This window comes from Thalassolituus maritimus, from assembly GCF_900156675.1.
In the GTDB taxonomy this organism is placed as follows: domain Bacteria; phylum Pseudomonadota; class Gammaproteobacteria; order Pseudomonadales; family Oceanobacteraceae; genus Thalassolituus; species Thalassolituus maritimus.
Genome location: NZ_FTOH01000006.1, coordinates 293,401 through 303,204, shown reverse-complemented (window position 1 = coordinate 303,204; position 9,804 = coordinate 293,401). Strand labels below are relative to the sequence as shown.

At 51.8% G+C, this 9,804-nt stretch carries 10 protein-coding genes; 2 read left to right on the top strand and 8 right to left on the bottom strand.

Features of this window, described 5'->3' with window-relative positions; all coding sequences use genetic code 11:
* Positions 1-510: 510 nt before the first annotated feature.
* A complete protein-coding gene (putA, locus tag BW941_RS11600; protein ID WP_139325825.1) occupies positions 511-3,714 on the top strand; it encodes a bifunctional proline dehydrogenase/L-glutamate gamma-semialdehyde dehydrogenase PutA in 3,204 nt (1,067 codons plus the stop codon).
* Between the two features lie 14 nt (positions 3,715-3,728).
* Here putA and BW941_RS11595 read toward each other — a convergent pair whose 3' ends face one another.
* From BW941_RS11595 to BW941_RS11575, 5 genes are all read right to left on the bottom strand, one after another.
* Positions 3,729-4,454, bottom strand: a complete 726-nt coding sequence (locus tag BW941_RS11595; protein WP_217693593.1) for a DUF599 domain-containing protein — start codon at positions 4,452-4,454, stop codon at positions 3,729-3,731.
* A gap of 63 nt (positions 4,455-4,517) precedes the next feature.
* On the bottom strand, positions 4,518-5,024 hold the full coding sequence (locus BW941_RS11590) for a DUF6942 family protein (RefSeq protein ID WP_076516204.1): 507 nt from the start codon (positions 5,022-5,024) through the stop codon (positions 4,518-4,520).
* Between the two features lies 1 nt (position 5,025).
* Positions 5,026-6,036, bottom strand: a complete 1,011-nt coding sequence (gene arsB, locus BW941_RS11585; protein ID WP_076516202.1) for an ACR3 family arsenite efflux transporter — start codon at positions 6,034-6,036, stop codon at positions 5,026-5,028.
* Positions 6,036-6,518, bottom strand: a complete 483-nt coding sequence (locus BW941_RS11580; protein WP_076516200.1) for an arsenate reductase ArsC — start codon at positions 6,516-6,518, stop codon at positions 6,036-6,038. Before BW941_RS11580 ends, arsB begins: the two co-directional genes overlap by 1 nt.
* A 10-nt stretch (positions 6,519-6,528) precedes the next feature.
* Positions 6,529-6,861 carry an ArsR/SmtB family transcription factor gene (locus BW941_RS11575; RefSeq protein WP_076516198.1) on the bottom strand — a complete coding sequence of 111 codons (333 nt, stop codon included), beginning with the start codon at positions 6,859-6,861 and terminating at the stop codon, positions 6,529-6,531.
* A 206-nt stretch (positions 6,862-7,067) separates the two neighbouring features.
* Here BW941_RS11575 and BW941_RS11570 point away from each other — a divergent pair, with 206 nt between their 5' ends.
* Positions 7,068-8,369, top strand: a complete 1,302-nt coding sequence (locus tag BW941_RS11570) for a saccharopine dehydrogenase family protein (RefSeq protein ID WP_076516196.1) — start codon at positions 7,068-7,070, stop codon at positions 8,367-8,369.
* Positions 8,370-8,395: 26 nt separating this feature from the next.
* Here BW941_RS11570 and BW941_RS11565 read toward each other — a convergent pair whose 3' ends face one another.
* The 3 genes from BW941_RS11565 to BW941_RS11555 form a co-directional block, all read right to left on the bottom strand.
* The gene (locus BW941_RS11565) at positions 8,396-8,650 is read right to left on the bottom strand and encodes a hypothetical protein (protein WP_068442909.1); all 255 of its coding nucleotides are present in this window, start codon (positions 8,648-8,650) and stop codon (positions 8,396-8,398) included.
* Positions 8,651-8,757: 107 nt separating this feature from the next.
* Positions 8,758-9,411: a hypothetical protein gene (locus BW941_RS11560; RefSeq protein ID WP_076516194.1), complete on the bottom strand. Its 654-nt coding sequence runs from the start codon at positions 9,409-9,411 to the stop codon at positions 8,758-8,760.
* 22 nt (positions 9,412-9,433) lie between these two features.
* Positions 9,434-9,790: a hypothetical protein gene (locus BW941_RS11555; RefSeq protein WP_076516192.1), complete on the bottom strand. Its 357-nt coding sequence runs from the start codon at positions 9,788-9,790 to the stop codon at positions 9,434-9,436.
* Positions 9,791-9,804 lie beyond the last annotated feature (14 nt).

The window sequence follows — 9,804 nt, the reverse complement described above, 5'->3', positions numbered from 1 at the left end:
CGATTCCTATCACTCTTAGCTGTTCCATAAACCACCTCCCGCGAAGAAACTGAAGTTTCAGTGTAAGGGAGGGGTGTCCATTTCATTAGCTTGTTAGTGTGCGTGCGCATTTATCCTGGGACACTCTTTCGAGGTTTCCCAGGTAACTCTTTGAACTGATTGAAAAATCTTCCATAATTCAAATCTCCCTTCCAGAAAAACGCGCACGCCTGTTATTTCTATAACCGCGGGCACATAAACTTGTAAACCAAGTTTGTAAGTATCTGATTCGCCTGATATTTACCGTACTACCGTCTGACAAAACGCGCAAGCGCGAATGTAAAGCGTGCCAGTTTTGCTCAAAAACTCCAATTCATACTGTATGGATACCCCCCATCTCTTTACATTCAGATTGTCCGCATCGCTTATTGCCGATCTAGCACTTTATTACTAGTTTTTGCCAACTGCTAGGATGCAGCCCCTGCCATCTGGCCCTAGACTTATAAAAGGAACACATAACTAAGGTGGCTTATGGCTGAGAGCTTCAGTGCAGAACGTATGCTGACGGGCAAGATGGCGGCGGTGCCAGCGTCGGGCTGGATGGCGTTGATTCGTGCAGGGTATTACACAGGCGGTTGCACCGACGAGACTCAGTTCGTGCGTTCGATGGCCGAGCAGATGTCTGAGCCTTTGTTGGCCCATGCGTCCCGTGAGGCTTGTCGCTTGATCACCGAGTTGCGCGAGCATACCGATGAGCTGTCGTTGTTTGATCAGTTTATGCAGGAGTACAGCCTGGATAACGACGAAGGCCTGACACTGATGATTATCGCCGAGGCCCTGTTGCGCATCCCGGATAAGGCGTCACGTGATGCCTTTATCCGCGCTGAGATCTCTCAGGCGGATTGGGAGAAGCACCTGAGCCATAGCCCATCCCACTGGGTGAATATGGCAACGCGTGGCTTGTCGGTCAGTGGCCGCATGGCGCGGTTAAAGAACGCACTCGGTCGCCTGATTACCCGCCCCGGCGAACCAGTGATCCGCAATGCGCTGCAATATGCCATGCAGATGCTGGGCAATCAGTTTGTGCTGGGTGAAGACATCAGCAGTGCTCGTGCCAATGCCGAACGTACGCACTCGGAGCTGAATGCCTTTTCGTTCGATATGCTGGGTGAGGCAGCGCTCTGTGATGACGACGCCGAGAAGTATCTGGCCAGCTATCGCGCGGCGTTAAAAGAGATCGCACTTCAGAACGAAGACTCTAATAAAACCACTAGTGCATCTAAACGCCCCTGCTCGCTTTCAATTAAGCTTTCTGCTCTGCATCCTCGTTATGAAGATACCCAACGGGAAGACGTTAAGGTCAGGCTCTATGATCGCCTCGCAACTCTGGTACGTGAAGCCCGTGAACTCTCGGTGCCTGTCACCATTGATGCCGAAGAAGCTGATCGGCTGATTCTTTCGTTGGAATTATTTGAACAGGTACTGCGTAGCGAAGGCGCTGACTGGGGTCAGTTTGGCCTCGCAGTGCAGGCTTACAGCAAGCGTGCTCTGCCCGTGCTGGGCTGGCTTGATGCGTTAGCACGAGAGCACGCGGTGAAGATCCCGGTTCGCTTAGTCAAAGGTGCCTACTGGGATAACGAAATCAAACTGGCGCAGCAACGTGGCTTACCCGGTTATCCGGTATATACCCGCAAGGAACATACGGATCTTTCTTATCTGGCCTGTGCCGCATTTATGCTGAAGAGCACAGGCATTTATCCGCAGTTTGCGACTCATAATGCACACACTTTAATGGCGGTGTCGGCGATGGCGGATGCACTGTCGTCAGGAGGCAGCAGCGAGAACAAGAGCGACGTCTGCGAGTATCAACGCCTGCAGGGCATGGGCGAGCCTTTGTATGATGCCTGGCAAAGTAAACGCAAAGACTACGTGCGTACTTATGCTCCGGTCGGTGAACACAAAGAACTGCTGCCTTATCTGGTGCGGCGCTTGTTAGAAAACGGCGCCAACACTTCGTTTGTGCATCACTTATGGAAGTCTGAAATCAACCCTGAAGCGTTGGCACAGTCGCCGCTGGAGCTTGCCCGGGAACACCATTTTGCGCCCGCAGCGGATATTCCCGCGCCGGCTAATATTCTTGCACCGCGTCAATACTCGGCCGGGCTGAACCTGAATAACCGCGATGAAACCGATTCATTACTCGCAGGTTTAGAGCGCTGGAAATCTCACCAGTGGCAAGCTCGCCCTCAGGTAAGAATCAGCAGCCTGACCACCTATCAGCCGGATATCGTAGTGGGCTGCCCCTTCTCTGCACACGACAAAGTGGGTCTGGTGCAATGGGCGCACCCTGACGATGTGTACGCCATTATTGATACTGCCCAACGCGCCTTTACTCACTGGAATAACGAACCGCGTCCCGCGTTTGCCGCCCAACGAAAAACCTGGCTGCTGACCCTGGCAGATTTACTAGAAACCCACCGACATGAGTTGGTCATGTTGTGTGTGCGTGAAGCGGGTAAAACCCTGCAGGACGCCGTGGATGAAATTCGCGAGGCCGTAGATTTTTGTCGCTATTATTCGGGCTTTATTGATGAAGGTTTCGCTGAGCCGATAGCCCTACCCGGCCCGACCGGCGAATTAAACCAATTGCACTATGAAGGCCGTGGTGTGTGGTTTTGTATCAGCCCCTGGAATTTCCCGTTGGCGATATTTATCGGTCAGATCAGTGCAGCACTCGCCGCTGGCAATGCCGTCATCGCTAAACCCGCAGAAGCCACCAGCCTGATTGCCGCACGTGCTGTTGAACTCGCTTATGCTGCGGGCGTACCTCAAGAATTACTGCAGTGTGTACCTGGGTCTGGCCCGATACTGGGCGATGTATTCTGCAACGATGCACGTATTGCTGGCGTAGCCTTTACAGGCTCTCATAAAACAGCCCATAAGATCGCGATGGATCTTGCCCATCGTCGCGGCCCGATTGCGACATTTATTGCAGAAACCGGTGGCCAGAACGCAATGATCGTTGACTCGACCGCACTGCCTGAGCAAGTCGTTAAAGACGTCTTACGCTCTGCCTTTGGCAGTGCCGGGCAACGTTGCTCAGCATTGCGAGCCTTGTATCTGCAATCCGATATTGCCGATGAAGTTATCCGCTTATTAAGAGGTGCTATGAATGAATTGGTGGTGGGAAATCCAGGCGATGTATCAACCGATGTCGGCCCACTGATTTCGATGCAAGCAAAGAACAGTCTGCTTGCTCATATCCGCCATTTAAAAAGTCATGGCAAGGTGTTGGCTCAAGTCGATAACGTTCCCGAAGAAGGGTTCTTTTTAGCCCCCGTTGCGTACGAGATTGCATCAATTTCAGAACTGGACGACGAGCACTTCGGGCCGATCTTACATGTCATCCGTTACCAGAACACTGACCTGCCGAAAGTTATTGAAGATATTAATAACACGGGATTCGGTCTGACCTTATCTGTGCATTCCCGCAATCCTGAAGTGTCGGGCTTTATTGCGCGCACCGCTCGCGTAGGCAACGTATATATTAATCGCGATCAGATCGGCGCCGTGGTGGGTGTACAGCCCTTTGGCGGTCTGGGGCGCTCAGGTACTGGCCCGAAAGCCGGTGGGCCCGATTATGTAAAACGTTTTGCCTGCGAACGTACTGTCAGCGTTAATACCAGTGCGATTGGTGGTAACGCTGAGCTGTTGCGGAAAAAGAATCAAGGCTGAAGCAGCAGGTAGGGTTACTGACGATAAAGCTCTTTGTCGTCAGTAAAGATTTTATCGCCCACGTTTTCAGCCTGCTTTAGCGCCTTCAGCGAGCTGGAACGGAACTCGCGTGAATACAGCACCGCGGTAATTAACGCGGCGGTGCCCATAAACACCCACTCAGAGACAAACCAGCTCAGCGCGGCCATCGAGAAGTAAAACGCCCGCAGCCCGTTGTTATAACTGTGACTGGCCTGATCAATCACTTTTGCACTGTAAAGCGCCATACTGCGACGATCACCGGGAGTCACCGAATTATCGTCAGGCATAGGTGCAGCGCCCACTAATACCGAGGCAAAACCAAACTGGCGCATTGACCAGGTAAAGGTGAAGTAGGCGTAGATAAAGATGACCACCAGCACTGCCAGTTTAAACTCAAGCTCGGTTAGTGAATCGCCTTCAACAAACGAGACGGTACTGAGCATGGCGCTGATTTTATCGGTTGCGGTCAGTGCGGTAAGCAGACCGGCAATGATCAGCACACATGATGAAGCAAAGAAGTTTACGTTGCGCTCGATGTTTGCCAGAAGTGCTGCATCCCCAACACGTATCTCGCGCTTGAGCATGCGCCGCATCCAGTTAATACGATGCACATGCAGTACCGAAGACAAAGACGCAGAACGCTTAGCCCGGTAGTGAGCAAATTTAGCGTAACCAAACCAGCAGAAGATTAACCAGCCGAGGCTGATAAAATTCAACATGCCTATTTCTGCAAACCCTGCCATTTGAGCTGTGTTCCCTTATCTTAAGGTAGGTTCTGAACCCTACAGCAGAGATACCAGATAACGAATACGTTCGTCGGATAGCTGGCGGTAGTCAAAGTATGGACAAACAATCACGCCGGCATCATTGATCGCAAATCTGCTGTCGAGCCATTTTGCACCATTCGTTTTGAAAAATCCGCATTCTTCAGCGAACTGCTTGCCCATCAAAATAATCTGACTGGCTGGCGCCTCGCTACCAGGAGCCCCGTAACAAAGAGCAACCTGGCTGCCCGGCTGGAGCATCAGGGTGTCGCGGTAATCCTGCCAGCGACTGAAATCCTCAGTGCCAGTAAATTTCAGTTCATACAGAAACTTGGCAAAGACATTAAAAATTTTTCGCCAGTGATTACCTTCGTGCGAATTGATCTGAGCAATGTCACCGTCTGCCAGAGGTATGACATCGCCCGGATAAGCAAAGGGTTCGAGCGACGGTCGGTTAGCAAGGTATACCCGCAATGTCGCCTGCGGGTCACCTAAGCCGACATCAGCAGCAAGCGCTCTGGTCATATCAGGACGGTTCAAACCAATGCTTAGTACGGTTAGCAAACGCAACCAGAGAAAGCATCACAGGGACTTCAACCAGAACACCTACAACCGTAGCCAGTGCAGCACCCGAATTCAGGCCGAATAAGGCAATCGCGACCGCAACCGCAAGCTCAAAGAAATTACTCGTACCGATCATACAAGCAGGTGCAGCGACGTTGTGCTTAAGCTTCAGACGGATCGCAATAAAGTAGGTAATCGCGAAAATACCGTAGGTCTGAATCAGCAGAGGAATTGCGATCAGCAGCATATCCAGAGGATTCTCAACGATGCGCGGCGCCTGCAAGCCAAACAGAATAAGTACGGTCGCAAGCAAGCCCAGAATAGACAGCGGCTTTAAGGTTTCCGATAAGCGTGCCACACCGTCAGCGCCCAGCGCTTTACGGGTAATAACGCCAGCGAGTAACGGCAATACCACATACAAGACGACTGAGATCAGCAATGTTTCCCACGGGACTTCAATATCGGAGACGCCGAGCAGGAAACCCGCAATCGGTGCAAATGCAAAAATCATGATGACATCGTTCACCGATACCTGCAGCAGGGTGTAATTCGCATCACCGCGTGTCAGGTGGCTCCAGACAAATACCATGGCTGTGCAAGGCGCAACGCCTAACAGGATCATACCGGCGATGTATTCCTGGGCGGTGGCCGGTGACACCAGATCCGCAAATAAGTGATGAAAGAACAACCAGCCCAGCGCCGCCATGGTAAATGGTTTAACCAGCCAGTTAATCACCAGTGTGAGTGCAAGGCCCTGCGGCTGTTTAGTTACATCTTTGATCGATGCGAAATCGACTTGCATCATCATCGGATAAATCATCAACCAGATGAGTACCGCAATCGGCAGGTTAACGTTCGCAACCTCAGCATCAGCTACGACCTGAAATACCTCGGGCATAAAAAGACCGGCACCGATACCTGCAATAATGGCAAGCCCGACCCAGACAGAAAGATAACGTTCGAAAATACCCATCAGGAAAAACGCTCCGGTGTGAGAAGCTGCCCGATCGCGGCTTCGAGTGATTGTTTATCAGTAAGCTCATTCAATGATGCAGAAGCCAGTTGAGACAGGCGCTGCTGCATCATCTCCCCTACTTCTCTGAACATGCCTTGCTGCATGTCTTCTGTTGGTAGTTTTGATGGATCAGGTAAGCCCCAGTGTACCCGTGCTGCATTGCCAAACCAGACCGGACAGGTTTCGCCCGCTGCGCTGTCACACACGGTGATCACCACATCAGGAGCAAAGCTTTCGTGGTCATCCCAGCTCTGGCTGACAAGACCTTCAGTGGAAATATTCTGGCTTTCGAGGTATTTCAAGGTGCCCGGAAACACGACACCTGCAGGCTGGCTACCGGCGCTTCGGGCATCAATTCTGCCCTCAGAAATATGACGCGTCAGTGCTTCAGCGAGGATGCTGCGACAACGATTGTGGGTACAGATAAACAGTATTTTCATAAGTCAGACATCAGCAGCACGCTGACGATTCTCCAGGGGTGATCGTTATTCCGGGGGTAGATTCCATTACGGACTCGATGACGACAGGTGCCAGCGCGTTGATGGTCTGATCTACCCACGCAGGTAGCTGAGGTACTAAGGAGTAATAAACCCACTGGCCGCGACGCTCGGTCTCGACCAGACCGGCTTCGCGTAAAATAGCCAGATGCCGGGATACTTTGGGTTGGCTGAGTTGCAGTATCTCCATCAGGTCACAGACGCACCTTGGCCCTGATTTCATTGCAATCACTGAGGTCAGCCGTGTCTCATCGGCGAGCAGTTTCATGAGTTCAACGGGTGTCATTGTTTTTAAGCCCTGTATTTCGACTCGTAGCCTTTACCAGAAGTCGCCAGCCAACACATACGGAAAACCATATATATGTTTTTCCGTATATGCAAATTTTACCTCTGCCAAACGGCCGGATTGCCCCTTTTTCAAGTAACTAAAAGGCTGCTAGTGTTATCTCATCTTTCTCAAACCCTCTTTTGACTGAGCTTAAGGAGCGATACATGCCACGCGGTAAGTATGACGTCATTATTTTTGGTGCCACTTCGTTTGTGGGTGGAATTCTCACCCGCTACATCGCTGCACAATACGGCTGGAACAAAGATCTGAAATGGGCAATTGCTGGCCGTTCTGAGCGTAAGCTTCAGCAGGTGCGTGGCACACTCGCGCCGATTCTCGGTAATGATGCCGGAGACGTTGAATACATCATTGCTGACGCCGCCGACGAAGCGAGTCTCGCCGAACTGTGCGATTCAACCCGCGTGGTTGTGTCTACCGTGGGTCCTTACGCTCTGTATGGTGAGCCACTGGTAAAAGCCTGTGTTGACGCCGGCATTGACTACTGCGACCTCACCGGTGAACCACAGTGGATTAAACGTATGCTGGATAAATACGAGTCGCAGGCGGTAGAAACCGGCGCACGTATCGTTCACTGCTGTGGTTTTGATTCCATTCCATCAGATATGGGCGTGCGCCACCTGCAAGAGCTTGCTAAAGAAAAAGTCGGCCACACCGTCAGCAAAGTTGAGATGCGTGTTAAGGCGGCCAAAGGCGGGATGTCAGGCGGCACCATCGCAAGTATGCTGCAGCTGACGAAAGAGGTAATGGCAAACCCCTCACTGAAAAAAGAACTCGCCAACCCCTACTCTCTCTGTCCGCCGGATCATGGTTTTCGCGTCAGACAACCTGATATCAAGCGCGCCTTTTTCGACCGTGCTTCGAACGCCTGGGGTATGCCGTTCATCATGGCGGCCATCAACACGCGCGTAGTTCACCGCACGAACGCACTGCTTGAAAATGAGTATGGCGATCGCTTCGAGTACAACGAAGCTATGCTCACCGGCAAAGGTTCAAAAGGTCGCCGCATGGCTAAAGGGATGACCTTAGGGCTTGGCGCTTTTATGGTTGGTGCAGCCTTGAAACCAACCCGCGCATTGCTGGAGAAATTTGTCCTGCCGAAGCCGGGTCAGGGGCCATCGCCGAAAGAGCAGGAAGAAGGTTACTTTGATATCCGCTTCTACGGCTACGACAAAGACTACAAGCACGGTAAAGAGCCCGTGATCGCCACCAAAGTCACCGGCGACAAAGATCCGGGCTACGGCTTTACAGGCAAGATGCTGGGCGAAGCCGCCGTCTGCCTCGCTCTCGATTACCACAACCGTGGCAAGAAACGCTGGGGCAAAGGCGGCTTCTGGACGCCGGGTGCCTTGTTCAACGAGGTGTTTATGGAGCGCCTGCAGAAGAACGCCAATATGAAGTTTGAAGACATCACGCCGGCGGAGTCCGCCGACGAGAAAGCGGCGTAAGAATTACGCCAGAGGCCCAGAGTTTTCTATATGTCGTGCTCTGGGTCTGATTCCGGTCCATGCTCAGGATCATTCGCCGCTTCCATGGCAAAAAGTCTCAGAGCAATATCATCTCGGTTGCTCTGGAGTTCACGCAGGGCACTATCAAGCAGACTCTGATCATCGTCACCAGGACGCTCGGACGATTGGTGATCAAGTGCCATCAGAATATCCTGAAGTTGTGTTTCGATTCTGCGCAGACGTTGTTCGATACGATGTTCCTCACTGTTTCTATGTTTCATAACCTCTCCTTAGTGGGAGAATACCCAACAAGGTAATTGTTATGACTAAGAAATGAGCAACAGGTTCAGTGCTTTCAGCCTGAAACTGTCTGGAATCTAATGAGAGACTAATTGGAAACTACAGGAAATGCCAACGTACCCCAGTCTTCATGCGGGTGCTCAAGCATGATGTTCAGAACGACAGGCAAAAGTGTCATCAGCAGACTTGAGCCGGTTTCGACCTGCTCACGGTTCACACGACTGTTGAAGGTCGCGCCACCGCCAATCACCTGCTCCTGCAGTACACTGAGACGCTCAAGCGTCAGTGCCAGCAACTCAGGGACCTTCTTTCGGCTAAGACAGTTCAATGCTTCGACCGATGAGCGTTCAAAGCGCTCTTTCCAATCGCTTTCTGCGGTTGGATTCACCGCAACCTGACGCTGTGCTTCCCAGAACGGGCCATACACAAACTGGTTTTTGAGCAAGGCTTTTACTGAACCAGAGTACTGGTGCCAGAGCATTTCGTAGATGGCTTGTTCTTTGTCGAGGGAGACCAACTGTTCGATCAGTTTCAGGAAGCTGCTGTTACCCGGCTGGCTTTCGTCCGTCAGGCAACAGGCACTGAGAGAAATCCACGCTGTGATGAATTGCAGGTCTGCATTGCCCTGCTGCTCCTGGGCTGCACGCCACCAGCTGATTGCACGGTGAAGGCGCGTCGAGTGCTCTTCGTTAAACAGATCTCTCTGTGCACGCAAACGCTCGTGCAATTCATCGGGTGTCATGCAGCTTCCTTACGGGTATCAATTAATGACAGCAGTCGGAATGATCGTCAAAGTCGATGGCCAGATACAGCTTCGCTTCAGGAAACGCCGTTGGGTACGCAACGTAGTAATGCGTTTCTTCGTCGACCGGCCACCAGCAGGAAGCCGCGCGAGGGACTTCGCTCAGGTCGACACGCTCAACACTGTAGGCCAGGTTGTATTGCTCGGCTTCCGGAAAGTCTTCAAGAAATTCTTTCGGTAACCCTTCAACGGCGGTATCGAGTTTGTTTTCTTCGTTTAATCCCTGAAGTTTTTTCGTCCACTCAGGGTTCTGGCTGCACTCAACCAGAAACTCAGCAAGATAACGGCTGTGGTGCTTTTTTAAAATACGCGGTTTCATAGTGAATCCTTATT